A 24,021-nucleotide genomic window follows, 5' to 3' on the forward strand; every position below is an offset into this window, starting at 1 on the left:
TACCAAAAGGATGAGGGCAAAAGGCAAGGGAATGGGGCCGAAGGGGAATGGCCCTACCTGCAAAAGGAAAAGGCCCATCCCGCCCCGAACTCAAGGGATCGCATGTTCGCGCTGTTCCAACGAAAACGCCCTCCGCCACCCGCACAGGCCCCGCACCAGGACGCTGCGCCAAAAGGAAATGGGCTGACCCGCCCCGAGCCCGCCGCGTCGCTGCTCGCCACCCCGCGCCGGCAAAAGCTGCTGGAACACATCTGGCAGCGCACTTCGCTCTCACGAAAGCAGTTCGCCACGCTGTACCAGGGCCCCTTGGAGCGCTATGCCGAGCTGGTCCAGCAGTTCCCCGCGTCGGAAAGCCATCACCACGCGTACCCCGGCGGCATGCTCGATCATGGCTTGGAGATCGTCGCCTACACGCTCAAGCTGCGGCAATCGCACCTGATGCCAGCGGGTGCGACACCCGAGGACCAGGCAGCACAGGCCGAAGCCTGGACGGCCGCCACCGCCTACGCGGCCCTGTTGCATGACATCGGCAAGATCGCCGTCGATCTGGACGTCGAGCATGCGGACGGCAGCGCTTGGCATCCCTGGCATGGTCCGTTGCGCAAACCCTACCGCTTCCGGTATCGCAAGGACCGGGAATACCGACTGCACACCGCCGCGGCGGGCCTGCTCTATCGCCAGCTGCTGGACCGCGAAATCCTTGACTGGCTCAGCGGATATCCGACCCTGTGGGCCGCGCTGCTGTATGTGCTGGCAGGCCAGTACGAGCATGCCGGCGTGCTGGGGGAAATCGTGACGCAGGCTGATCGCGCTTCGGTCGCCCAAGAGCTTGGCGGCGATCCCGGCAAGGCGATGGCCGCACCGAAACACGCGCTGCAGCGCAAGCTACTGGACGGCCTGCGTTACCTGCTCAAGGAGGAACTCCGGCTGAACCAGCCCCAGGCTTCGGACGGGTGGCTGACGCAGGAGGCGTTATGGCTGGTCAGCAAAACCGTGTCGGACAAGCTGCGCGCGCACTTGCTGTCGCAGGGCATCGATGGCATTCCGGCCAACAACACCGCCGTCTTCAACGTCCTCCAGGACCACGGCATGCTGCAGCCCACCGCGGATGGCAAAGCCATCTGGAAAGCGACGGTGACCAGCGATACGGGGTGGTCTCATGCCTTCACGCTCCTGCGGCTTGCGCCGACGCTGATCTGGGAGGGTCACGAACGACCCGAGCCGTTCGCGGGCTCGGTGGAGGTGGTGCTGGAGGAAGCGGCGACGTGCCAGGAAACGCCCGCCGCAGAGCCGGAAAACTCGCACGCCGTTGCCTTCTCCGGTCCATCGCCATCAATCGCTGCAGCGTCATCCCTGACGAAAGTCCCGCCTGTGCTGCAAATGCCAAGCGACGGCGTGGATGCGCTCCTGGCCTTGATGGAACCCCCGGCAGTCGAACCCGCTGCAACCGAGGCGACGAAGGCACTGTCGCAACCGACCCCAAGGAACCCGCCCACGGACAGCAACCCCGTGCCGTCACGCAGCACAGGAACAGCCGACCAGGCACCATCGGGCGAGGACTTCATGGGCTGGCTTCGTCGGCACATCGAGCGACGCACGCTCATCATCAATGATGCCAAGGCCCTGGTGCACACGGTCGCTGGGACCGCTTACCTGGTCAGCCCGGGCGTTTTCCAGCGCTATGCGCAGGAGCACCCGCACGTCGCAGTCCTGGCCAAGCAGGACCAGGTGGCCGATTGGCTGTGGGTGCAAAAACGCTTCGAGAAACTGCAGCTCCATCGCAAGCAGGACAGCGGCCTGAACATCTGGACTTGCGAGGTCACGGGGCCACGCAAGTCCCGGCGCTTGCATGGCTACATGCTGACGGAGCCGAAGCGGTTGTTCGAGGACGTGCCGCCCGACAACCCCTATCTGTCCAATCCCGTGAGCGAAGCGGCGCCGGATGGCAGCGCCCGGAAGGAATTGGCGGGAAAGTCCGTCACCTAAGCCGACCATTGCGCGTTGGGCGCTTTCTCCTTCAAAGTGAAGCACACGGCCATGACGGCTTCATGGAAGTTGTGCGGTGTCACGCCCTCCACGGGGGCCAGCCCATCCAACAGGTCGTGCGGCTGTGAAAGCACCCGGTAAATCTCCCAGGGGTCGGCATCACCGGCATGCTTGAGAACCGCCTGGATGAGCCTGTGTTTGAGCGGGTCGAAATGCCAATCGGGAACCCGCTGGCCCAGGTTGCCCATGCTCAACGCGAGGATCTTCTTGTTGCTGATTTCGTAGCTGATCCAGCGTCGGGACTTGCCCGCCATTTTGGCGAACTCCGCAGCGGACAGGACATGCGGCGCATTGAAGATGTCCACCATGTCGTTGCGCTGGCGCTGGGCCTCGGACAACACGGACTGCTCCCTCGGTCCCGCGATGGCCGACAAGCGACGCACCGTGTCCGGCACGGCTGGCGCGGTCTGAGGCGTACTGCTCACCAGCCGTACCGGTGTTGATGCGATCGCCCCGCGCGCATCGTGGTGCGAGCGTTCATGCAGAACTTCCGGGACGCCCTCCAAGTGCAGGGTCAGGCGCATGCTGCCCGCTTCGACCTGATGCTGTTCGAACAGATCGAGCCGGTCCGCCCAGTCCTGCATCATGTGCCGACGTTGCTCCACATATTCCGCATGGTTGTAGGCGGCACTCACCTGATCCGGGTCGGTGTGGGAAAGCTGGGCATCGATCCAAACCTTTGGGTAACCGATTTCGTGCAGGGCCGTGGACATGGTTCCCCGGATACCGTGGCCGGTCAGTTGGTCGGTGTAGCCCATGCGCTTGAGTGCGGCATTCAGCGTGTTTTCGCTGATGCGTTTTTTCAGGTCGCTGTAGTGGCAGAACAGGTACTTTTGCGCGGGCTTGAACTTCGCCAGCATGTGCCGGACGATCTCCATGGCTTGGACGGACAACGGCACGATGTAGGGGGGAATGTCGGCGGGACGCTTGCCCTCCTTGCGCATCTCCAACTGCAATTGCTTCACGACCTCGGGCGGGATGATCCACAGGCCCTGATCGAGGTGGAACTGGTCCGGGGTCGCCAAGCGCAATTCCCCCGTCCGCACCCCGGTCAGCATCAGCAATCGCAGTCCGAGCTGGGTTTGCAGTCTGCCGTGGTATCTGCGCAGACGCTGCAGCATCGCGGGCAACTCAGCCATGCGCAGGAACGGGTTATGGCGAACCGGAGGCTGCGGCATGGCCACGACATCCAGATCGAACGCCGGGTTCTGTTGCAGCCCAGGCACGACGATCAGGGCGTAGCGAAACAACTGGCGCAGCCATGTGCGCACTTTCTCGGCAACGCTCAGGGCCCTGCGCCGCTCGATCTTGGCAACGACCTCCAACAGGTCAGGCCGCTGGATTTCGTAGATGGGCGTTTTTCCGAGGGTGGGCAGAACATCGTTGTCGAAAACCCGTTTGATCTGCGAAAGCGTCGTTTGACGGCCTTCCTTGAGGCTCAAAGAACGATGGATGACCCACTTATCAAAGACAGCCTTGAAGGTGTTCTCGTCTGCCAGGCGCACGGCCTGCCGCTTTTGCTTTCGATCCGAGCGGGGATTGATCCCCTTGGCCAGCAGGGCACGGGCTGCGTCGCGCAATGCACGGGCTTCTCGCAGCCCCACTTCCGGGTAGGTTCCGAGCGACATGCGTTTTTGCTTGCCGACCCAGTAGTAACGGTAGTGCCATGCCTTGCCCCCGGTCGGAGAGACTGCGAGGCAAAGCCCGTCGATATCGCTGAGTGTGTAGGGTTTGCCGTTCGGCTTTGCGTTGCGGACGGCCATATCCGAGAGTGCCATGCTATCTCCTGAGCTTCGCGTCAGGGCTACATGCTTGTCTCTTTGGCCTCGCTCCTCCAGCAACAATCCGGTCTGCGCCGCGTCCGTATTGATGGACTTAAAAATGGACTTAAAAGTCCTGGATGCAGGCGGAATTCAATGGACGTCACTGGAATGAAAAAAGGGGCAAAAGCCCCTGTTTTCAACGACTTACAGACGTCAGTGGAAGTCTGTAGATCATAAATTGGAGCGGGAAAAGAGTCTCGAACTCTCGACCTCAACCTTGGCAAGGTTGCGCTCTACCAACTGAGCTATTCCCGCATGTCACTGGATTGATTTACACCAACCTAGCAAGACTCAAATTATAGCACCACTTTTAACCACTCAACCAGAACAACCGAATGTTCTTGTTCCGTGCATCAAAACCGCTTTCGCGATCAGTGCTGGAGGCGCGGGCCGGAGTCGAACCGACCTACACGGATTTGCAATCCGGTGCATAACCGCTTTGCTACCGCGCCAAACCTGCTTCCCTTGGCAAAAAGGGGAAGCTGTGCTTCCCCTTTTTTGGAAATTGGAGCGGGAAACGAGACAAGCACTAGAGCACTAAGTCATTGATTTCCAACGCTTTCCTTCCACTGCATGAATCAGTGAAGCCACGATTGTAGCCTTGTTTTCTCACATCGTCAACGAAGTCAGTCCAAAAATTTCTACCAACGTCCAGTGACTGCTACCAAGGTGGCGAGGGACCGCACTGGAAAACTGTTGCGCCACCTGAGCACCGAGGTGGCCAATGATGACGCAAGCCTACGGCCGTCAGCCCCTGGATTTGGCCGTTTCACCCAACCGCTTGTTGACGGCATCGCGCCACAAGGAAAGCCTCGCTATGTCCTGATCCAGTTCATCCGGATCCGGGATAGGAAGTCTTCCTACGGCCATCGCAGCGTCATGTTCGAACTTGGAGCTCTTGGTCATCCCAGCGTCGACCTCCCGATAGTCATCATCGGTCACCACGACAGACTTCAGCTTCTGGGTCGAGACACCCTCGCCGAATCGCTGCACTGCTCCATTCAGAAGAACTTCCTCAATGCATCGCTCCCATGCCAGCCGAAGCTTCCCGTAGCACACGGAAGTCAACCTGCGATGTTCGTCATCGTTGCCGTCTTTCTGAGCCTTGCGGACCTCGACTGCCATTTGCTTGAGCCGCCCCAGTCGATCCTTAGTACCAAGAACATCGAAAGGAAGATCCTGGGAATGAACCCCAAAACCTTGAGCCGTCCTCCGGATGTAGTTTTTAGTCAGGGTGGTACCAAGCTCCTCCGTCTTCTGCTCCAGGATGCACAGGAAGTAGATGTCATGTGTGAACACGATCACCTGCCGAGTCAAGCACTCTTCCGCCAAACGTTCCGCGACTTCCCAACGACGGCGATGGTCTAGAGACGAAACCGGGTCATCGAACACGATGCCGCCACGCCCCTTGCCAAGCTTGATCTCAGCAAGAAAAGAAGCAATTGCAATGGCCCGCTGCTCCCCTTCGCTCAAAATCGTCGCTGGGGTTCCGCCTCCTGGCAACTGGAGGACCAGCTTGAACTGGGTCTTTCCACCAAGTGACTCGGGCTTCATGATTACTTGTAGATGATGAACCTTTAGCCGCTTCAATTCTTCATTGAGTGCATCCGCAAGATCTTGGCTGGCGATCGTCCGAGAGAGCTCGGTTGACTTCCTGGAGATGCCCCGGGTATCTAAGCCATCGATGCACAGCTGAAGTTTCCTACAGATCTCGTGCTTGTCGATGGCCTCAAGAACGGCCTCCTTTACTTTACCTAAACGTACGCGGGCATCGAGTTCAAGCTTCTCTGCCACCATGCCGGCGCGAACCTTCTCGTCAGTGGTAGCGTCCAGAGCTTTGGCTTGCTGCTGCAAGCCATCAATTAATTTGAGAATCTGGCTCTGAGGATCATCGGAAAGAGCACTCACGTTCTCCCATGAAACTTCAGCGGCAGCTGCTTTGAGCGCGGAGGCCTTGCGCGCGACCAACGCTTCTTGCATCACATTGACGGCAGAGGCAAGTTGCGCATCGACTTCGTTCAGCTCTTCGAACAGTGCATCGACAAACATCACGTCCACAGGTGCCTGCTGCAATGTTCGGTATTCCGTTGTCGCAAGATCCCGGGCGTGCTTCGCTGACTTTTCTGCGGCGTGCTTGATGAACGTGTCGAACCGGACAAGCCGTTGCGCTCCCGCTGGACCCAGAACGTTTTGACATAGTGGACAGAGAGATGCATCTGAGAGTGCAGGAAAAACATGCTTGGCGTGTGAAGTCTCCGCAAATTCTCTGGCGGCCTCGAAAAGTATCTTCCACTCCTCTCCCCCGGTACCTGTCAACTGGCCAGGCGTCTGCCGGAACTCAGTTGCGGCTACCTCAGCAGCTGCCTTGGCATCCTTCGACTTCTGGATAAGCGACCGAAGCTGAGTGATTTTCTCGTCACTAACGACAGCGGCTGCAGCCACGAGGCGATCATTCAGACCAGTGAAGCGCGCCGCCTTCTGGCGTAACGTCTTGGCTTTCTGCTTGGGATCGGTCTCGGCTAAAGTTCTGGCTAGGAGAACAAGTCTGCTCTCTTCTTCATCGGTAAGAACAGAAAGCGGAGCGACCTGCTCCGCTTTGGTTTTCGCAGGGATGCCGAGAAGCAGTGCCGCTACCGCTGTGTTCTCTTTGGTGAGGGCAACGTAGGCCGCATCACTCGGCGCATTGGCTGCCTTCTCCTGCGCAGCGCGTGTTTTGAGCTTGTTGCAAGCGCCAACCAACCCTTCAAGGATATCCAGACCATACGGGGCATAGGCGAAGTCCCCATGGTTGTCGATGTAGGCACGAGCACAATGGGTGTCGAAAATTGATATGTCCGACAACGGTTCTGGTGAAGCTTGCCCATAAAGCCAGGGAAGATCTGCTGCCTTCCCATTGATCAAGACCTCGAATACAGCCTGCGCCTTACCAGCAGCCCGCGGGTCAATATTCGCGTTGGGAAGAATTGGCTCGCGGCGATCTCGCGCACGGCAGGCGTGTTTGAAGACTCTCGAATACCCCGACTTGCCCGCCCCATTTTCACCATAGATGACTGTCAACCCATGTTGGGCGATCGGTACGCTACCTCCATGGACCAACGCGTTCACATGGACAAGATCCTTGACGCGAAGGAGTTGCACCACGCGTGCTGGATCTGTCGGCAGCGCTACCTCCGCATCCTGAAGTGCCCTGGGTTGCCGCCCTGAGGGGTCAGGAATGCCCGCTTCAGCCTTGGCCAGAGAGAGAAGTTCGTCTAGATCATCATCTCCCAGCCCTCGCTCTGCATACAACCGAGCGATGGCATCTTGCTGCCAAGCGGGAAGCCCCTTGGACCATCTATAAATTTCTTGAATTATTGTCATTAGCCCCCTCCATGTGCACGAGAGATCCAAGGCGAAAGGAAGACCGCCCCGCTTCGATTGCTACACGCATGCTATATCGAACCTGATCGAAGAACTATTCTCGCACTCTCTAATGCCCGAGGCAGGATTCTTCGCATGCAGGCGGCTCAAGAGATTGATCGTCCGGTGAAATCACTGCGTGCCGACACCCTTAGATCCCACTCCTTCCCCCATGTGCGTTGAAACGAGCGTCTGCTCACTAAGGCGCAATTGCCGTGTCCAACTTCCATCGCGAAGGCTTTGCTGTATCGATTTCGGTCTATCAGCATTCTTCTGTAGTCTCACCCAAGCTCCTCAGGCACTGCCCAACTGTTCCGCAGCCGCCACTCGGCCTACTTAGACCTGCAGGCGCACAGAAGATACCAAACGGGTCTTGCTCAGCCCGATGCCTTCCATGACGCTGACATGTGCAGAGGCGCACCGCGTGTGGCCGTGCGTTGTACGCTGGCTGAGGGCACGATTTCTCACCGAAGGCCCACCAGCCATCCATCGAATGCGACGTGCTCATCCCGCTGATCAGCAATAAGCGCGGGCACGGCAACATCAACTAGCCATCATCAACGGGCCGGCGTCGCGCCGGCAGCAGAGGAGTCAGTGATGTAGCACTCCCTAAAGGAGCTGGATGCATGGATAAGGATCCGCCAAGGTCGAAGGTGTTTTATCGTCCCATCGAAGCCGCCATTCGATGGGCAGGTCTTCTGCGATACAAGCAAGCCATCTTGTCCGCGATTTCATCCCTTCGATACCTTCCCATCAAAATCGAATGCCCTCGCTGGGAAGAGTTGAGGCTGTGCAACGACAGGATCTACGACGGCATCATCAACGGTGATCTTGCATACGGCCGCGACGGCATCACGCTTAATGACAAGGCGTTACTTGACTCCGACCACCTAACTATCACACATATCGACCTCAAGCGCTGGATGCAAGCGCACTATCCGGAGCACCGCCCAGGATTTCTGTTTAGTCGTTCGGAGCGGATCGCCCATCCCGTGATAACGCTGCAAGCCGGTCAAGCGATGTTGATCGAGCGGCAGGCATTGAAGGCCGAATTAGACCATTGCCATCGCCAGCAAAAAGTGCTGCAAGAGCGCTATGACAGTCTTCTGAAACGATCGTCAGAAATCCTAGCCTGCAACCAATACCCAATCACCGAACGGGCCGAGTCCACGTACTTAAATATAGTCGGGAGCATGCTTGACTTGATGCTGGGTCATTCGCCCGCGGGAACTGCCTACTCCTGTTTCAGAACTCAGGAAGCCGTCGTGTCAGCGCTCATCGCTCATTACAGCGGCGTCATGGGCATCACGGAGCGGACACTGAATGGTAAGTTCGCTCTTGCGCGCAAAAAGCTCCGAAACTTCACCTAGTAGACTCGGCACACCAAGACCGACGCGGCATGTATGCCAGTTTGGCAAGCTTGTATCTGCAACTCCGGAAACTGCATTTGCAATGTACTTCGCCTGTCATGTCTATTGAATAGAGGTCACGCCAACAAACGCCACTGAGCGTTCAGGAGTGACCGTCATGTCGCAAACACCTGTACTGCTGCCCAACGAGCGCCGCATCCTGCGGCTAGATGAAGTCGAAGCGAAATCCGGCTTCAAACGTGCCCACATCTACGCCTTGATGAGGAAGCGCCAGTTTCCCCAGGCATTACGCCTGGGCGTTCGAGCGGTGGGCTGGGACTCGATCGAGATCGACCAGTGGATCGCCGAACGTCTCAACAATCGCGCTTGAGCCGCTCTCACCCGGATTACCCCATCCCCAAGACGGAGAGCGCCATGCAGGTTGTATCCATCATCTCGACAAAGGGTGGCGTTGGCAAAACGACCACCGCAGCCAATCTCGGCGGCCTCGCCGCCGACGCAGGCCTGCGCGTGCTTCTACTCGATCTCGACGTCCAGCCCACCTTGTCCTCGTACTACGAGCTAGGCCACCGCGCACCCGGCGGCATTTACGAATTGCTGGCCTTCAACGAGCGCGACCTCGGGCAGCTCGTGTCCCGCACGACCATCGCGGGCCTGGACTTGGTGCTCTCCAACGACCACCGAGGCGAGCTGAACACCTTGCTGCTGCATGCGCCGGATGGGCGCCTGCGGTTGCGCCACCTCTTGCCGATCCTGGCGCCTCTCTATGACCTGGTGCTGATCGACACCCAAGGCGCGCGCTCGGTGCTGCTGGAGATAGCGGTGCTCGCCTCCAACGTCGCGCTGTCACCCGTGACCCCGGAAATCCTCGCGGCGCGCGAGCTGCGGCGCGGCACCATGCAGTTGCTCGAAGACATTGCGCCGTACCGGCACCTGGGCATCGAGCCTCCACCGCTGCATCTTCTCATCAATCGCGTCCACCCTGTGTCCGCCAATGCACGGCTGATCCAGCAGGCCCTACACGATCTTTTCCAGGACCACGCCAGCATCCGCGTGCTGGCCACCGACGTGCCGGCCATCGAGGCGTATCCGCGTGCAGCTACGCGGGGACTGCCGGTGCATCGGGTTGAATACCGGCAGCCGCCGGGAAGAGTCGCCCCCGCCGCACTCAACACCATGCGCGGCCTCGCAGACGAACTATTTCCGCAATGGCGGCACCGATTTTCAATGGTGTCCGGTCGTCCGCCACACCCTCTTGAAACCGGGAGGCCCCATGGCGAACGGACATGAACTGGCCCGCGGGCACAAGCGGCTGCGCGCCTTGATCGAGTTCGCGGTCGGCGAAGGCTGGCACGTCAAGCGCACGCGCGGCGGGCACCTCAAGTTCACCAAGGCCGGCTGCGCCGCGATCTACACCAGCTCGACCGCGAGTGACTACCGGGCCGAACTGAATGCGCGTGCGCAGATCCGACGCGCCGAGCGAGAGGCCCGCATGGCACAGGCCGGCGGCTTCGGGGGATGCGGTCATGTCTGACATGACCTCGCAGGACATGGCCGGCAAGCTGCTCGCAGCCGGGTTCGAGCGCAGCGGCCCAACGGCAACGGCGTTGAGCGATCCGATCGCTGATACTCCCATGGTCGTGACTCTGGACCAGTTGCGCCCCTACGACCACGACCCGCGCAAGAAGCGCAATCCGGCCTATGAAGAAATCAAGGCATCGATCCGCGAGCGCGGTCTGGATGCGGCACCGGCCATCACCCGGCGTCCAGGCGAGGACCACTACATCATCCGCAACGGTGGCAACACACGGCTGGCGATCCTGCGGGAACTGTGGTCGGAGAGCAAGGAGGAACGCTTTTTCCGCATATCGTGCCTATTCCGCCCGTGGCCCGAGCGCGGCGAGATCGTGGCGCTGACCGGCCATCTCGCGGAGAACGAACTGCGCGGCGGCCTCACCTTCATCGAACGAGCCCTGGGCGTGGAGAAGGCGCGCGAGTTCTACGAGATGGAATGCGGCCTCTCACTGAGCCAGTCCGAACTGGCCCGCCGCCTGGCCGCCGACGGATACCCTGTGCAGCAGTCGCACATCAGCAGGATGGCCGACGCCGTGCGCTACCTGCTGCCCGCGATCCCGACCGTGCTCTATGCCGGACTGGGGCGTCACCAGGTCGAACGGCTGTCGGTCATGCGCAAGGCCAGCGAGCGCACCTGGGAGCACTACTCCAACGGCCGCTCCCTGGCTCAGGACTTCGACGACTTCTTCCAAGAGTTGCTGTCGCAGTTTGACGTTCAGGCCAACGAGTTCTCCGCACAGCGAGTGCAGGACGAGCTAATCGGGCAGATGGCCGAGCTGCTGGGCATCGACTACGACGTGCTCGCTCTGGACATGACCGAATCCGAGAGCCGCCAACGAGCCTTGGTCAGCGACCCGACGCCGATCTCAAAGCCACCTGCCTTGCCTGATCCGGGAGCCGTCGCGCGTCCACCTGCCGAAGCCGCGCCAGCGGCAACCAAATCGACGGGCGAGAGCGACGTGGATGCCAGCCAGGCGGGCACGGCCAGCCCCGCGGCGGCTGGTGATCTGCTTCAGGAGCACATCGTCTCGCCGGCACCGACCACCGAACGGCTTCAGTCCATCCAGCGCATGCTCGCCGATCAGTTGGGCGATGCGCTGCCGCCGGATTTCTCGGGGAGCGTCTTGCAGTCCATCCCGGTGCAGGCCGGAGGGCTCTATCCAATCTCCGATGTCTGGTACATCGATCCCGGCTTGGACACGCCTGACCGCTTGCGCATCCACATCGCGCAGTTCGCCCGCGAGATCGCGAACGAGGCGGACCTGGGCGAATGCATCGATGACCATCCAGACGGCATCGGCTTCGCATGCAATACCCACACCCAGTCGCCGGCGCCGCGAGGCCGTGCCGTCCTCACGCTGCTGGCCTGCCTGGCCGGTCAGCAGCCCGCCGACATCGGCCTGGACAACGGGCAAGTCATCATCGACCTACCGGCGTTGCTGCACGGCCAGGGCGATACATCCCGGCGATTGAGCGACACCGCGCTGGTCAAACTGTTCCGACTGCTGCGGCTGGCCCGGCGCCTGCTCGACCTGGAAGCCGACGCCACGGGTTCTGGAACCTGAGCAAGGGAGGCCAGCATGTCCGCACCACACCCGCTCAACCAGGCCGTCATCGCCCAGGCCCTCTATGACCTGCGCAATGGGCAACTGCGCCGCTGCAAGCTGATGGGGTTTGGCGAGGAAGACCTGGACGCCCTCAAGCATCCTGCACTGATCAGCGTGCTGGCCAACGCCAACGTCTCCTGGTGCTCGGTGACCGTCAACCGCGAAGTGCTCCGGCGGCTGCTCAAGCAGGCGCAAGACGTGGAGAAGGAAATCGCCACGGTCGATCGCATGTTGCGCCTAGGTGCCAGCACGGAGATGGTCAGCCGCTTCTATGGCCTGACCCATCAGGAAGTCGCCTTGCGACGGGAAATCCTCGGCCTGCCCAAACGCAAGGGGCGCCACCCCGTCCTGGACGAACCCCAGGATACGGAACTGTGGCGACAGTGGAAGGCCGTGACCAGCAGCAGGAACGTCGATCTGGAGGACGAGACCTCGATTCTCGATGCGGCCATGGACTTGGCCGAGGGCATGTCACTGCCGCTCTCGGTGGTCTGGGCCGCGATCAAGAACTGGGTCGATCAGGGGTTGGGTTGAGCCATGGCCGTGGACGACGCCGCACCGCGAGCCCAACGCCCTGGTCCCGTCTCACTCGCAGACTTGTTCGACGCTGCGCTGAAGGACCTCGCGCCCAGGCCCAGCCCCAGTGCGCCATCGCCCATGCAGACGCCGATACCGACACCAACGCCCCCCGCATCCGGCGATGCCTTCCTGTTCAGCGGCAATCGGCACGAGACCGTTCCCCGACGGCTGTTCCTCGACCGCCGCCTGACACCGCTAGAGCGCAACGCCTGGCAGGTATTCCGGCTGATGCTCAACGACGACGGCGTGACGGCGTTCCCCACCTATGAGCAGTTACGTCCCTGGCTGGCGTCCATGCCCTGCGCGGGACAGGCCTCCCATGAGACTGTCGCGCGGGCGCTGACGCTGTTGCGTCTGACACGGTGGCTGAGCCTCGTGCGACGACGGCGCGACCCCAAGACCGGCCGCATCCTCGGCAACCTCTACGTCCTGCACGACGAGCCCTTGACGCCGTTCGAGGCGATGCAGCTCGACGCCGACTACCTCGCGCTGGTCAGCCAGTCCTTGGGCCATTCGGCCAGGGCCGTCCAGATGGTCGGCTTGAACACGCTCAAGGAGATCGCGGAAGACCCACTGCTGTCCGGCCGCACGCTGCCGTCGCGGTTGCAGGTCCTGGCGGAACGCCTCGCCAGCCAAGGTGTCGCGGCCAGCCAGTGCTTCGCCATGCGCGACGAGTTGATTGCCCTGGCGCAGCGACAGGTGCTGCCACAGGCGTGCGGGCATCCCTTCCACCTGCTTCCCGTCGAGCTGGCCCAGCAGACCACTGGCGCAGGCACGACCTTTCTTCGCTGGCGCAGACACGACCGATCGGCCATGGGCGTGGCCCTGTGGCAGGAGCTGGTCGCCAGCACTAGCACGCCGATCAACCTGCTGACCGATCTGCACGTGATCGAGTTGCAGCGCATCACGCTGAACATGCAGATCAGCCTGCTGCACACCTTGGGCAGGCAGGCGCAGGAATGCGCCAGCAAGGCGGCCGAGGCGGACGACGCCTACCGTTCCAGCACGCCGCGCGATGGCTGGCCCTACGACAGCAACCGCGATGCCGGGCTGGCGCAGGTGGCAAGCGGCGGCGGCTATCCGACCTGCAGGCAATGGTGGGCCGACGGCAGCAATGGCCTGCGGGCGCGGCTGTTGGGCCAGGTGGACCCGAGCCTGCTGAATCGCCTGGCGGGCTGGGCTGGCTTCCTGAGCCGGGCCGAGGTGGACGATTCGGTGATCCGCGCGATCGCGTCACCGCGGCAGCAGAAATTGAACCAAGGCAGCGTCTATACGGACTACGGTGGCCAGATCGACAAGACCTTGCCGAACATCGTGACGCGGGCCACGGGCGATGTTGGGATGGCAGTCGGCGCGATTGCCGCGTTTCCAGCCATGGACGTCGCGAGGCAGGCCCTGCCCATGGCGCTTGCATTGCTCAAAATGGCGCTGGTCATCTGCATTCCGCTCGTGTTGGTTGTGGGCACCTACGACCTGAAGACGGTTGTGACCGTCAGCGTCGTGCAGTTCGCACTCTTCTTCGTAGATTTCTGGTTCCAGCTAGCACGCTGGATCGACAGCACGATCCTCGATGCGCTCTATGGGTGGGGTTTCGGCTGGAACCGGCCACACACCAACTTCGACCCGCTGGTGGGCCTGAACAACGCCTTCGGCGACATGCTCTTGAACTTCGTAACGGGGACGATGTTTCTGGTACTGCCGACCTTCTGGGTCGCGGCCCTGGGGTGGGTCGGAGTTAAGGCTGGGGTGATTGCTCAGAACCTTGCTGTCGGCTCTAAGGAAGCGCGTGATAGTGCCGGGTTGGGTGTAAACAAGGTAGCCGGCAAGGTTCTGTGACGGACCGACCAAACTTCAGTCATTGAACGGGTCGTGAGGGTCGTGAGGGTCGAGTCGCTGGCCGCTGGACGAATACAGGCCAAAGCCTGCCTCGCCATTGCGCAGCTCATCCTGCTGCGCCCAGCGGTCGTCATCTCCAGCCGAATTGCCAGCCATCCATGCCGCCGCAATTCCCAGCAGGAGAAACACCGCCAGCCAGGAAGCAGCGTAGAACAGCAGGCCGATCACAGTCAGCTTAACCACCCATAGGAGCGCAGCGGCGCCGCCCGGTGGTACACCCTTGGAGGTGAGCCAGCGCGACAACCGCCGCTCGCCGCGCACATAGGCGCGCCATCCGCGGCCAAAGGTGCGGCCGAGGCGTTCTGCGGTGCTGGTGCGGGTCGTGGTGTCCATGGTCGTCTCCTGCTGCAGAGGAATGCCTAATCCAGTTTGCTCTACTTCATTCGGTTTGAGGCTTCAATGTATTTGCTTGCTGCTTCAGGACGCTTCGTCATCTGGCTGCACCGGGCCGGGGTCGGGTTCCACGCCGATGCGGTAGGTGGCAACGAAACGCGACCAGTCCACATGATCAACCAGGTCGATGTCCTCGATGACGCTGACCTTCGCTCTCGCCCGCTCGAACAGAGCGATGCTCTTGGCGGGATAGTTGTTGCGCGACGGATAGAGCACCCCGTCGAACAGCGGCTGGCCGTCGTCGCCGAGCATCGCATGTACCTGGGCGGACACCTGCTGCGTGTGCGTGTAGTCGCGGCTGGCCAACTGCTCCAGGTTCAGGCCGAAGTAGCCCGCCATGACGCCCGGTGCCGTAAGGTCGCCCAGGAGCACGTCGGCCATCACCCCTACGGCGCGCACCATCCGGCCCTGGACTTCTTTCAGCGCGATCGAGCGTTTCGTTTCCGTAAGCCACTGGTGCTTGTGAAACACCGACTCCATCAGCGCCGTCGGCAGGTCGCGCCCCAAGTAGAGCACCCCGTAGGCCCGCGCCGGATCATCGTAGCGATTGGTGCTGCTGCGGCCATAGTGCAGCGGGCTGTCCCGATAGACGACGCGGCTCACATGCTGAAGCAATTCACCGGCTTCGATCAGGAACGAAGGCAGCTCGTGGTTCATGGTGATCTCGCTTCAATGCACCTGAACGCCCAGCACGTTGAACACGGACTCCGCCACGTCATTGATCGTGCCATGCGTCACCGCATCTACCGGCGAGCGGCCGCCCAAACCTTCAAGCGGTTGGGACAGCGCGCGGTAGATCGTCCAGTGGTCGATGCCCTCGACCTCCTGAAGCACGGTTTGGGTCAACTGCTGCTTCACCGGGTCGAGCTGCCAGTCGGGCAGCTTCTGGCCGCGCGGCCCCACATTCAGCGCCAGCAGCCGACGGGCGAGAATGTCCTTGTAGATCTGCTGGCGCGACTTGTCCGCCAGCTTGGCGAACTCGGGGATCGGCAGGTTGTGCGGCTGGTTGAAGGCTTCCAGCAGCACGGCGCGGCCTCGCTGGACGTCGGTTTCATTCGGTGCCCAGCGCGTCTCGGCGCGCAGCGCAGCCGTCTTGCGCTTCAAGGCCTGCTCCACCGTTTCGCCTTCGAGGTTGGCTGGCAGTTTTACTGCCTCCACGCGCTCGTGAATGAACGCTTGCAACTCGGCCGCGAAAGCCGGCGCATCCCGGATTTCGACGGTATCCGCGAAGCGGCGCACATCCTCCACAGTGACACGCGGCAGCCGGTCGGCAATGAATTCAATGGCGGTGGACATGGTCATCTCCCAGGTAGGTTTGAGACAGGATTCACCCTACTCTCCTTTGTCGCACTTGTCAACTTCGACACCCAGAGAGCAACCTACCTGGCGAAAACAGCGTTCCCGTAGCATAGGTCCAGGCCAGCCGCTGGTTGCCACCCAATCCATTCGTGCGGGTTCCGCATTGACGCTGGAGCCGCAACCCAGGTCCCGGTATACCGAAACGGTTAAAGGCCAAAGGGCCGAAACGGCAAGGGAATGGGGCGCAAGGGGAAAGGCCCTACCTGGAAAAGGCTAAAAGGCCTCCCGACCGGCCCACCATCAGGACACCGACATGCTCTCCCTGTTCCAGCGAAAAAGGCCTCCGGTCACTGCCACTCCGACGCCACCACCCGCCACCAACCTCCCAAAAGGGTTGATGCGGCCGGAGTCGGCCGCATCGCTGCTGGCCACCCCGCTCCGGCAAAAGCTGCTGGAGCATATCTGGCAGCGCACCTCGCTCTCACGCAGGCAATTCGCCACCCTGTACCGCACGCCCCTAGAGCGCTACGCCGAGCTGGTCCAGGCCTTCCCGGCCTCCGAGGCGCATCACCATGCTTATCCGGGCGGCATGCTTGACCACGGCCTTGAAATCGTCGCCTACAGCCTGAAACTGCGGCAGTCCCATCTGCTGCCCATCGGTGCCAGCCCCGAAGACCAGGCGGCGCAGTCCGAAGCCTGGACCGCCGCCGTCGCCTACGCGGCGCTGCTGCATGACATCGGCAAACTCGCCGTCGATCTGCACGTCGAATTGGCCGACGGTAGCACTTGGCACCCGTGGCACGGCCCCCTGGGCCAGCCGTATCGCTTCCGCCACCGCGAGGATCGCGAGTACCGCCTGCACAGTGCCGCGACGGGCTTGCTCTATAGGCAACTGTTGGATGCCCAGATCCTGGACTGGCTTAGTGGCTACCCCGCCTTGTGGGGGCCACTGCTCTACGTCCTGGCCGGACAGTACGAGCATGCCGGCATGCTGGGCGAGCTTGTGGTCAGGGCAGATCAGGCGTCGGTAGCCCAGGAATTGGGTGGGGACCCCCACAAGGCGATGGCCGTGCCGAAACACGCGCTGCAGCGCAAGCTGCTTGACGGCTTGCGCTACCTTTTACGCTGTTGAAGCTCTCCCCGGTATTGATCTGGGAACCGGCCGAGCGGCCCGGCCCATTCGCTGGAACGGTGACGGTCGAAGTCAACCAGTGCGACAGCAGCAACTCGATGCCAGCTGTCACTGAATCAGCAGCACTCCCCGCCTTCACAGCACCCGACCCTTGGTCAGCGCCGGTTCCCACCCTGACCAACACGGTGAGGCCCTCCCCCGCTCCCCGCGATGCCATGGAAGACATACTTGCAATGCTGACACCAGCGAAAGCCCCTCGCGGTGTATTGCCAGCCAAGACACCAAGCGCCGCGCAACGCTCACCCTCGCTCCCCGAGAATGCTGATATACCGACATCGGTACAGGCCTTGTATACGCCTTCACAACCTGAGCCAGCCAAACAGCCTTCGGCCGAGCATTTCATTGCCTGGCTGAGAGAGGGGATTCAATCACGCAAGATCATCATCAATGATGCAAAAGCGTTGGTACATACGGTTGCTGGCACCGCATACCTGGTGAGTCCTGGAATTCTACAGCGCTACGTTCAGGAAAACCCGCAAAGTGCCGTGCTCGCCAGGCGAGAAGGCCTGGCGGATTGGCAGTGGATACAGAAGCGGTTTGAGATGCTGCAGTTGCACCGCAAGCAGAGCAGCGGCCTGAACATCTGGACATGCGAAGTAACTGGTCCGCGTAAAACAAAGAAGCTGCACGGCTATCTTTTGAATGATCCCTCTGGCCTATTCCAAGAGGTGCCGCCGAACAACCCGTACCTAACTATAGTGTCAGCATCTAAACCACGTTAATTGAGGGCCCAGTGAAGGACCAGGCGATCCTTTGCGCTTGAGGGCATGGTAAGTATCGAAGCACTGTATAAAGCTGAGTGCAGGCACCAAAGGCAGTGGCGGGATACTTACTTCCATTGCTTCGTGGTCCCGCTGCCATGACCGTTCACTTGCCCTAGGTTTAGCTGGTCGATTCCGCTCAGGCCAGCCTCGTCGAAATCAAACTGGCGCATATAGACATTCAACGCAGCGAATGCCGGTGGCTCTGGATCGAATACAACGGGTGGCACTGCTGCACCCCGCCCCGCCACTGAAGGCATGCCCACGCTATATGTGTTCGAGGGTGCTGTGCTGACGCGCAACAGGCAGTGAAGGGCGAACTGCGCTGGTACAACGAGCGGTAAACTGCACCACTGGCTGATTCCTGTGTCTCGATCCGCCCCGAGATCCGGCGACTCGTTCATCAGCACTCGAATTCACGCCTCAAACTGCTCGACGCCGATCGCGCACCATTATCAGTGGGTCGCCGGAGGCATTGACGGGATCGACATCGAGGCAGTCGGCATGCGTAAGGGCGAATCCGCCTCTCAGAGCAACTACGCTGGCAATCTCCTTAAAGATTCTCGCTATAAAAATCTTTTAGTCTGGCCATAGCCTGCTCTACTGCGGCAGGCTGATCGTACAGATCGTAGTGCGTAACGCCCGGGACGACCAAGATTGCCTTCTTCTCGGAGCGAGCCTTATTAAACAACTCGAAGCCATCGCGATATGAGCCGAAAACGCCTGTCTGCCCTCCTGCGACGATGATCTGCAGCGGTTGGGTCAACAGTTGGTCCGCGAGGTGGAACGCGTCCCAGCTGAACGCAGCGCCAGTGCTGGTGACATTCAGCTTGTTCGGCGAGCCTGGCTTCTTGCCCCGCGTCGTGGTGTAGTAGTCCACCGCCTCGGCTACATCAACATCCGTGATGCCATAAGCCGCAAGCTGATCCTTGGACTGAGGGATGTATGTCGTGAGTGTCGACTCTTCACCACGCGCCTCCGCCGTGCGCAGCGCACTGATACCCTCCATGGCCTTAATCGCAGCGCCGCTTGATAGGTCGCCCTCACGCACCAGGCGGCCGTAGTTGGCTCCCACGACCGTGCCAACAGCCTTGAAACGGCGCTCAGTCATCGCCGCATTTACCGCATAGCCACCGCCGCCGCAGATACCAAGCACGCCGATACGGTTCTCATCCACGAAATCCAGCGTGACCAAGTGATCGACCGCGCAGCGAAAATCTTCGACCCTTGTGGCCGGATCTTCCAAAAATTGACCAACGCCGCCGCTTGCGCCTTGCGTCGATGCATCAAATGTGAGCGCAACGTAGCCTATCTCCGCCAATTTCGATGCATATATGGCCGCCGTCTGCTCCTTGCAACTGCTAATAGGGTGAGCCACAACGATGGCGGGGTATTTCTCGCCTTGATCGAACCCTTTCGGAAGATGCAACTCAGCGGCAACTTGCCAAGACTTGTTCTTGAAATTCGTGGACTGGGGCATTTCGTTCTCCTAGAAGATTAGTGATCGGAGTAATTTGGTACGAAAGCCAATAGTAGGGGTGGTCAGACTCGGTGATAATACAGAAAAATCCGATTTCAGTCATAAGGGGCGCTTCTGAATGAGTGGCAACGACTTCAAGGACTTGACCGCATTTCTGATGGTGGCCGAGGAATCCAGTTTCACCCGGGCTGCAGCAAGACTGGGCCTATCGCAGTCTGCGCTAAGCCAGACCATCCGGGGTTTGGAGGCAAGATTGGAGCTACGGCTTTTCTGGCGTACGACTCGCAGCGTGTCGCTTACCGAGGCCGGAGAGCGTTTGCTTAGCCGTATTGGTCCGGCAGTAAGCGAGATCCATTCAGGACTGGCAGAGCTGGGTGAAATGAACAAAAGACCCGTTGGAACCATCCGACTGACTGCGGACGAGTATGCCGTGCACAGCGTGCTGCAGCCAGCCATTGCCCACTTCCTTCCCGCCTACCCGGGTATACGAGTCGAAGTTACTACTGACTACGGTTTAACGGACATCGTCAGCGGCCGATACGACGCCGGAGTGCGCCGAGGCGGTCTAATCGCCGAAGATATGATCGCGGTGCGCATTGGCCCCGACGTCCCTATGGCCGTGGTTGGCTCACCCTCCTACTTCGCACGGCACACGCCACCCAAAGGTCCTCACGACCTAGTGGCACAAGACTGCCTCAATCTGCGTCTTCCCACGCATGGCGAGCTCTTCGCGTGGTCGTTCATGAAGGCAGGCAAAGAACACCGCGTCAAAGTTGATGGGCCTGCAGTGTTCAATAGCATCGCACCGATACGCGATGCGGCTCTTTCCGGCCTCGGACTGGCATACCTGCCAGAGGCTTATGTGCGCGGGCTGATCGCGGCAGGGCAGTTGGTTGAAGTCTTGAGCACTTGGCGCAGGACTTTTGAGGGCTACCATCTTTACTACGCAAATCGCCGTCATTCATCGGCAGCATTCTTACTGCTCGTCGAAGCGTTAAGGTGCAAAAATCAGTAATTCTTTTGGACTTCCCCTAGCATTTACGGAGACCATATTGTTCGCAAGAAGCTGCTATTTTGTGGATTGGAACAGGTAAGCGGGCCACCTTCAATCGTGGACGATAGCTTGGGGTGCGCTGCATCGCAGCCCACATTTCTGCTATTGCAGGGATTTCGACTGTCATTGCGAGCACACAAATGCAACCATGATGAAGCTCAGCTCTGGCTGCAGCTCTCGTAGGCACAATCCCATCAGGGCCATCCTCAGAAACAGGCCTACGCAGATATCGGATATGCCAGTCACGTAGAACGGTGCGCGCAGCAGTATGGCGCACGTCACGCCGCCCACCAGCGCCTCCAGCAAGCCATACCTACGTAACTACGCCACACGTGCCGTCAGCCCCTTGCCGAGAAACAACAGGAGGATGGGCAAGGTGCCGGCCTGTAACGCATCGCCCTGCATCAGAACCTTCGCCCAATCGTGAAGGTGCCATAGACCGGAACGTCGCGCTGTCCGTCGAACTCGCGCGTGCGGTAGTACCGCGCAAGAGCGAACTTCCACGCCCCCTTCGTGACGGCCACGCCAAAGGCGACATCCGCGACGAATGGGCGTTTGTCGACGCTGTGGCTAGACCTGAAGGTGTTGCCGTCCAATGTAATGTCGTGCAGAACCCAACGGCCATCGAGGGCAACGAACAAATGCCCCGCCAGGCCGTCGTATCGGCTCGCCTCGGCGCTGATCGGCGACGTGTTCTCCCCAGCGGGGCGCAGCGGCGCCGTGCCAAAATCGTCGGGCAACTGGTAACCAAAGCGCCATTCCGCACCGGTACTGCCATAGGTGGCGAAGTTGCCGAGACTGCCGCCCAGGTGACCGGTTGAGTCCCATCCCCAGCCATCGGAGTTAACGCGGCGAGCCCAGCGCTGCCGATGCTCGTGGATCACTTGGAATACAGGCTCGTCTCGCAGCTGATTCTTCCAGCCCTCGAACGGATCCTGTCCAAACAGTCGGTGCGCCCCATTCTGCACCTGCTTGCCAAGCGCGGAGGGGCCCACGATGCCCGCACGGATTTGCGACGTTCGCAGGTGATCGCCACTTCTGGCGTTGTACCCCATGCTGAACAGCAGGGCAGCGGCATAGGGGCGATCGTCCTCGATTAGATCCGTGCGCCTGCGATCCGTCGGTGTGAACAGGACTTGGCCGAAGCCGATGGTCATGTTCTGCTCGTCGTAGCCACTTGGTTGCAGCCACGCCAGATATCGATTCAGACGTTTCACACTGCCAGGCAGGCAGGGGTCGTCCTGGTAGTCCACCAGGTTGGGCGAGACAGAGGAGATCAGAAAGCCGTTGGAGTAGCCCTGATCCTGTCCCGCACCACCCAGCAGATCGTTGTCGATGCGCACATTGATGGTCGACGCTGCTGCAAGACGCCCCCGCCCGCCTTCGCAGCGCTCTTGCGCAGCGGCCTGAGAGCTGGCCAGCATGAACGCGACGAGGGAACAAAGTGGGACGAACGACTGGCGAGCCGTTGGCATTACGTGGGCTCCTCGCTTATGCATCGTTGCCAGCCTTTGCCTGGTAGCCCGTGCGCACATCCAAATCTCTACCCCTGCTGCGTACCAGCATGACGGGTACGGTCGCAATCCTTGCAACTTGCTCCGCATCGCTCCCCAGCAGGAACCGATTGACGCCGCGCCGGCCGTGCGTCCCCAGAATGACGATGTCCGCCTCGCTCAACGTCGCCTGCAACGCGATGAGTTCAGACACGCGAACGCCCTTACTCTCCAGCAGCACGGTCTCGGCCGGCACGCCAAGTGCTGCCAGCTCGTCCTTGGCGTGGTCCAGAATCTTCTGGCCATTCGCGAAAAAGAGTGGGCGCACCTCGTTGATGTAGACCGATGGTCGCTCGAAGCCGTTGGAGTGCTCTGCTTCTTCAATCACATGAACCAGCACGACTGTTGCGCCGCAAAGACCGGCTAATTCCGCCGCCTCATTGATCGCAAGTCGGCCTGTCGCACTTCCATCAATGGGAACAAGCAATCGCGCGTACATACGACATCCTTCGTCATTGAACTTGTGGGAATCGGAATGCTCACGACCGACTTGGTCGTACCTATCTTCGTACAGCCTTCCAGTAGAACGGCAGTGCGTCGACCGCGCACTACCAAGATCGGGCATCACGATCACGATCTCGGTCACGTTCGCGCTGCCGCTCGCGTTCCCGCGCTCTTTCGTACTCGCGCGCGCGCTCCCGTTCACGCACCCGCTCCATCTCACGGGCATGTTCGGCTTGCCGGATTCGATCGCGCTCACGCGCCTGTTCAATCTGTCTGCTACGTTCAATCTCGCGAGCCCGCTCACGGCTGTAGTGGTCGGATGGATGGTGGACGCACGCTGTGAGCAAGCTGGCGAGAACCAGAAGCATGGAAAAGTAGAGCTTTCTTGTGAACATCATCGTTTCCTCGTGATTGATAACAGTTCAAGCCATGTCGGCGATGGTTTTGCGAAACCGCGTGAGCGAGAAGGCGAACAGGGCCACGCCAATGACCAGCAGCGCCAGGAATTGCTTCCATACCACCTCCAGGCCGGCACCTCGGAACAGGATCGCCTGCCCCAGTTCGACGAAGTGCGTCGTGGGTGCGGCCAGCATCACGGTCTGCACCAGCTCCGGCATGCTCTCGCGCGGCGTACTGCCACCCGAGAGCATCTGCAGCGGCAGAAGTACCAGGACCACCAACATGCCGAACTGCGGCATGTTGCGGGCAATGGTGGCCATGAAAATTCCCAGCGAGGTGGTAGCGAACAGGTGCAGCGCGGCAACCGCGAAGAACATTACGACCGAGCCCTGTACCGGGACATCGAGCAGGCCGCGCACCACGAACTGGAGCGACAGCGCGGCGGAGGTCAGGACCACGAGTCCCATCGCCAAGACCTTGGCCATCATGATCTCCAACGGCGTCACCGGCATCACCAGCAGGTGCTCGATGGTCCCGTGCTCGCGTTCGCGAATGAGCGCCGCGCCGGTCAGAATGATCGAAAGCATGGTGATCTGGTCGATGATCTGCGCCAGGCTGCCGAACCAGGACTTGTCCAGGGCTGGATTGAAACGCGCGCGCAGTTCCAGTTCGACCGGCAATGCACCCGACCCGCGATAGCGGTTGGCGAACTCATTGATTTCGCCCATCACCACCTGCTGCACGAAGCCGCTGCCCGTGAACGCCTGGGTCATGCGGGTAGCGTCCGTGTTGAGCTGGATCTCTGCGGGCCGCCCGGCCAGGACGTCGCTCTGGAAGTTCGGCGGAATGACAAGCACGAAGGTGTAGATACCCGCGTCCATGCCCGGATCGACCTCGGCTTGCGTGATCATGGCCGGGGGTGTGAACTGGGGCGCATAGAAGGCCGAGGCGATGCGCTGGGACAGCTGCGAGCTGTCCTCGTCGACGATGGCGATGGGCGCGTTGTTCAAGGTCTCGGGCATGGACGATGCCGACGAATAGACCGCGAAGGTGAAGGTAAACACGATTAGGATCAGCATGATCGGATCGCGCCACAGGCTCCACAGCTCCTTGATGCCCAGACGGTAGATGTTCGAGAGCTTCTGCCGCAT

Annotated in this window: 18 protein-coding genes, 2 tRNA genes and 1 pseudogene; 10 read left to right on the forward strand and 11 right to left on the reverse strand. The window is 60.7% G+C overall.

Annotated elements, in window-relative coordinates; translation table 11 throughout:
* Window positions 1-102: 102 nt before the first annotated feature.
* The gene (mobH, locus tag AVKW3434_RS22085) at window positions 103-1,986 is read left to right on the forward strand and encodes a MobH family relaxase (protein ID WP_284407529.1); all 1,884 of its coding nucleotides are present in this window, start codon (window positions 103-105) and stop codon (window positions 1,984-1,986) included.
* Here mobH (AVKW3434_RS22085) and AVKW3434_RS22090 read toward each other — a convergent pair.
* The 4 genes from AVKW3434_RS22090 to AVKW3434_RS22105 all read right to left on the reverse strand — a co-directional run bounded on the left by AVKW3434_RS22090 (window position 1,983) and on the right by AVKW3434_RS22105 (window position 7,229).
* Window positions 1,983-3,824 carry a tyrosine-type recombinase/integrase gene (locus tag AVKW3434_RS22090; protein ID WP_284407530.1) on the reverse strand — a complete coding sequence of 614 codons (1,842 nt, stop codon included), beginning with the start codon at window positions 3,822-3,824 and terminating at the stop codon, window positions 1,983-1,985. The genes mobH (AVKW3434_RS22085) and AVKW3434_RS22090 overlap by 4 nt on opposite strands.
* Window positions 3,825-4,048: 224 nt before the next feature.
* Window positions 4,049-4,124: transfer RNA gene (locus tag AVKW3434_RS22095), tRNA-Gly, on the reverse strand.
* Window positions 4,125-4,247: 123 nt separating this feature from the next.
* Window positions 4,248-4,321 (reverse strand) — tRNA-Cys (locus AVKW3434_RS22100).
* Between the two features lie 295 nt (window positions 4,322-4,616).
* A complete protein-coding gene (locus AVKW3434_RS22105; protein ID WP_284407531.1) occupies window positions 4,617-7,229 on the reverse strand; it encodes an AAA family ATPase in 2,613 nt (870 codons plus the stop codon).
* 665 nt (window positions 7,230-7,894) lie between these two features.
* Here AVKW3434_RS22105 and AVKW3434_RS22110 point away from each other — a divergent pair.
* From AVKW3434_RS22110 to AVKW3434_RS24300, 7 genes are all read left to right on the forward strand, one after another.
* Window positions 7,895-8,638 carry a hypothetical protein gene (locus AVKW3434_RS22110; protein WP_284407532.1) on the forward strand — a complete coding sequence of 248 codons (744 nt, stop codon included), beginning with the start codon at window positions 7,895-7,897 and terminating at the stop codon, window positions 8,636-8,638.
* Between the two features lie 157 nt (window positions 8,639-8,795).
* Complete coding sequence (locus AVKW3434_RS22115) at window positions 8,796-9,008, forward strand: AlpA family transcriptional regulator (protein WP_284407533.1); 213 nt, start codon at window positions 8,796-8,798, stop codon at window positions 9,006-9,008.
* Between the two features lie 44 nt (window positions 9,009-9,052).
* Window positions 9,053-9,928 (forward strand): ParA family protein, encoded by an 876-nt coding sequence (locus AVKW3434_RS22120; RefSeq protein WP_284407534.1) that lies wholly within the window; start codon window positions 9,053-9,055, stop codon window positions 9,926-9,928.
* Window positions 9,912-10,172 carry a hypothetical protein gene (locus AVKW3434_RS22125; protein ID WP_284407535.1) on the forward strand — a complete coding sequence of 87 codons (261 nt, stop codon included), beginning with the start codon at window positions 9,912-9,914 and terminating at the stop codon, window positions 10,170-10,172. The genes AVKW3434_RS22120 and AVKW3434_RS22125 overlap by 17 nt, the downstream gene beginning before the upstream one ends.
* A complete protein-coding gene (locus AVKW3434_RS22130) occupies window positions 10,165-11,778 on the forward strand; it encodes a ParB family protein (RefSeq protein ID WP_284407536.1) in 1,614 nt (537 codons plus the stop codon). The genes AVKW3434_RS22125 and AVKW3434_RS22130 overlap by 8 nt, the downstream gene beginning before the upstream one ends.
* 15 nt (window positions 11,779-11,793) lie before the next feature.
* A complete protein-coding gene (locus AVKW3434_RS22135) occupies window positions 11,794-12,354 on the forward strand; it encodes a DUF2857 domain-containing protein (protein WP_284407537.1) in 561 nt (186 codons plus the stop codon).
* Between the two features lie 123 nt (window positions 12,355-12,477).
* Window positions 12,478-14,235: an STY4528 family pathogenicity island replication protein gene (locus AVKW3434_RS24300; RefSeq protein ID WP_502869155.1), complete on the forward strand. Its 1,758-nt coding sequence runs from the start codon at window positions 12,478-12,480 to the stop codon at window positions 14,233-14,235.
* Between the two features lie 15 nt (window positions 14,236-14,250).
* Here the strand turns inward: AVKW3434_RS24300 and AVKW3434_RS22155 are convergent, their stop codons facing one another.
* The 3 genes from AVKW3434_RS22155 to AVKW3434_RS22165 all read right to left on the reverse strand — a co-directional run bounded on the left by AVKW3434_RS22155 (window position 14,251) and on the right by AVKW3434_RS22165 (window position 15,984).
* Window positions 14,251-14,628: a DUF3742 family protein gene (locus tag AVKW3434_RS22155; RefSeq protein ID WP_284407538.1), complete on the reverse strand. Its 378-nt coding sequence runs from the start codon at window positions 14,626-14,628 to the stop codon at window positions 14,251-14,253.
* 84 nt (window positions 14,629-14,712) lie between these two features.
* On the reverse strand, window positions 14,713-15,345 hold the full coding sequence (locus AVKW3434_RS22160; protein WP_284407539.1) for an RES family NAD+ phosphorylase: 633 nt from the start codon (window positions 15,343-15,345) through the stop codon (window positions 14,713-14,715).
* A gap of 12 nt (window positions 15,346-15,357) precedes the next feature.
* Window positions 15,358-15,984 carry an integrase gene (locus AVKW3434_RS22165; RefSeq protein ID WP_284407540.1) on the reverse strand — a complete coding sequence of 209 codons (627 nt, stop codon included), beginning with the start codon at window positions 15,982-15,984 and terminating at the stop codon, window positions 15,358-15,360.
* Between the two features lie 316 nt (window positions 15,985-16,300).
* Between AVKW3434_RS22165 and mobH (AVKW3434_RS22170) the strand changes: the two are divergent.
* Window positions 16,301-17,901 (forward strand): annotated as a pseudogene (gene mobH, locus AVKW3434_RS22170) (MobH family relaxase).
* A gap of 592 nt (window positions 17,902-18,493) precedes the next feature.
* On the opposite strand, the gene AVKW3434_RS22175 reads toward mobH (AVKW3434_RS22170), so the two are convergent.
* Window positions 18,494-19,420 (reverse strand): alpha/beta hydrolase, encoded by a 927-nt coding sequence (locus AVKW3434_RS22175; RefSeq protein ID WP_284407541.1) that lies wholly within the window; start codon window positions 19,418-19,420, stop codon window positions 18,494-18,496.
* Between the two features lie 118 nt (window positions 19,421-19,538).
* Between AVKW3434_RS22175 and AVKW3434_RS22180 the strand changes: the two genes are divergently transcribed.
* Window positions 19,539-20,435, forward strand: coding sequence for a LysR family transcriptional regulator (locus tag AVKW3434_RS22180; protein WP_284407542.1), 897 nt, complete (start codon window positions 19,539-19,541; stop codon window positions 20,433-20,435).
* 443 nt (window positions 20,436-20,878) lie between these two features.
* On the opposite strand, the gene AVKW3434_RS22185 is transcribed toward AVKW3434_RS22180, so the two are convergent.
* The 3 genes from AVKW3434_RS22185 to AVKW3434_RS22195 all read right to left on the reverse strand — a co-directional run bounded on the left by AVKW3434_RS22185 (window position 20,879) and on the right by AVKW3434_RS22195 (window position 24,021).
* Entirely contained in the window at window positions 20,879-21,949 is a 1,071-nt protein-coding gene (locus AVKW3434_RS22185; protein ID WP_284407543.1) for a lipid A deacylase LpxR family protein, read from the reverse strand.
* 16 nt (window positions 21,950-21,965) lie between these two features.
* A complete protein-coding gene (locus tag AVKW3434_RS22190; protein ID WP_284407544.1) occupies window positions 21,966-22,613 on the reverse strand; it encodes a universal stress protein in 648 nt (215 codons plus the stop codon).
* Window positions 22,614-22,893: 280 nt separating this feature from the next.
* Window positions 22,894-24,021: an ABC transporter permease gene (locus AVKW3434_RS22195; protein WP_284407545.1), complete on the reverse strand. Its 1,128-nt coding sequence runs from the start codon at window positions 24,019-24,021 to the stop codon at window positions 22,894-22,896.

It is taken from the genome of Acidovorax sp. SUPP3434 (assembly GCF_030159015.1).
In the GTDB taxonomy this organism is placed as follows: Bacteria; Pseudomonadota; Gammaproteobacteria; order Burkholderiales; family Burkholderiaceae_C; genus Paracidovorax.

Excerpts from the sequence above, each read along its gene's own strand:
- AVKW3434_RS22180 (WP_284407542.1), top strand. The coding sequence starts at position 19,539 with ATGAGTGGCAACGACTTCAAGGACTTGACCGCATTTCTGATGGTGGCC.
- AVKW3434_RS22185 (WP_284407543.1), bottom strand. The coding sequence starts at position 21,949 with ATGCCAACGGCTCGCCAGTCGTTCGTCCCACTTTGTTCCCTCGTCGCG.
- AVKW3434_RS22110 (WP_284407532.1), top strand. The coding sequence starts at position 7,895 with ATGGATAAGGATCCGCCAAGGTCGAAGGTGTTTTATCGTCCCATCGAA.
- AVKW3434_RS22105 (WP_284407531.1), bottom strand. The coding sequence starts at position 7,229 with ATGACAATAATTCAAGAAATTTATAGATGGTCCAAGGGGCTTCCCGCT.
- AVKW3434_RS22165 (WP_284407540.1), bottom strand. The coding sequence starts at position 15,984 with ATGTCCACCGCCATTGAATTCATTGCCGACCGGCTGCCGCGTGTCACT.
- AVKW3434_RS22115 (WP_284407533.1), top strand. The coding sequence starts at position 8,796 with ATGTCGCAAACACCTGTACTGCTGCCCAACGAGCGCCGCATCCTGCGG.
- AVKW3434_RS22090 (WP_284407530.1), bottom strand. The coding sequence starts at position 3,824 with ATGGCACTCTCGGATATGGCCGTCCGCAACGCAAAGCCGAACGGCAAA.
- AVKW3434_RS22125 (WP_284407535.1), top strand. The coding sequence starts at position 9,912 with ATGGCGAACGGACATGAACTGGCCCGCGGGCACAAGCGGCTGCGCGCC.
- AVKW3434_RS22175 (WP_284407541.1), bottom strand. The coding sequence starts at position 19,420 with ATGCCCCAGTCCACGAATTTCAAGAACAAGTCTTGGCAAGTTGCCGCT.
- AVKW3434_RS24300 (WP_502869155.1), top strand. The coding sequence starts at position 12,478 with ATGCAGACGCCGATACCGACACCAACGCCCCCCGCATCCGGCGATGCC.
- AVKW3434_RS22130 (WP_284407536.1), top strand. The coding sequence starts at position 10,165 with ATGTCTGACATGACCTCGCAGGACATGGCCGGCAAGCTGCTCGCAGCC.
- AVKW3434_RS22135 (WP_284407537.1), top strand. The coding sequence starts at position 11,794 with ATGTCCGCACCACACCCGCTCAACCAGGCCGTCATCGCCCAGGCCCTC.
- AVKW3434_RS22155 (WP_284407538.1), bottom strand. The coding sequence starts at position 14,628 with ATGGACACCACGACCCGCACCAGCACCGCAGAACGCCTCGGCCGCACC.
- mobH (WP_284407529.1), top strand. The coding sequence starts at position 103 with ATGTTCGCGCTGTTCCAACGAAAACGCCCTCCGCCACCCGCACAGGCC.
- AVKW3434_RS22120 (WP_284407534.1), top strand. The coding sequence starts at position 9,053 with ATGCAGGTTGTATCCATCATCTCGACAAAGGGTGGCGTTGGCAAAACG.
- AVKW3434_RS22195 (WP_284407545.1), bottom strand. The coding sequence starts at position 24,021 with ATGCGGCAGAAGCTCTCGAACATCTACCGTCTGGGCATCAAGGAGCTG.
- AVKW3434_RS22160 (WP_284407539.1), bottom strand. The coding sequence starts at position 15,345 with ATGAACCACGAGCTGCCTTCGTTCCTGATCGAAGCCGGTGAATTGCTT.